We start from the raw sequence: 322 nt of genomic DNA, 5'->3' as shown, positions 1-322 counted from the left end.
TTTCATTGCGGAGTTCGGCAAACACACGCATATAGACAAGCCTCACGGTCCCTTCCACGTTGCTTTTATCTTTTGGGTGTGCGGGACGTGCCGGTATGATGACCGTGCCGTAATGATTGGCCATATCCTCCATTACACGGTTAAGCGAAGGCTCATATCTGTCTGTCTTGACAACGGCAGCTTTAAGGTTGTCAGGGACAAGCATCTTTGGTACGCCGCCAAGATGTTTCAGGCACTGCGTTATGGCATATACAAAGTCTTCTGTGCGCTGTGAACGTACGAAGAGGATATAACCGTAGTCGCTTGCAGGCAGAGTGGCTAC

At 50.0% G+C, this 322-nt stretch carries 1 pseudogene; it reads right to left on the bottom strand.

Going from position 1 to position 322, the window contains the following annotated elements:
* Nucleotides 1-322 (bottom strand): annotated as a pseudogene (locus H6A27_RS14750) (DDE-type integrase/transposase/recombinase); the annotation flags it as partial.

It is taken from the genome of Bacteroides caecigallinarum (assembly GCF_016902295.1).
GTDB classification, from domain to species: domain Bacteria; phylum Bacteroidota; class Bacteroidia; order Bacteroidales; family Bacteroidaceae; genus Phocaeicola; species Phocaeicola caecigallinarum_A.
The sequence above is the reverse complement of the archived record's forward strand: the minus strand, read 5'-3'. Positions and strand labels throughout refer to the sequence as shown.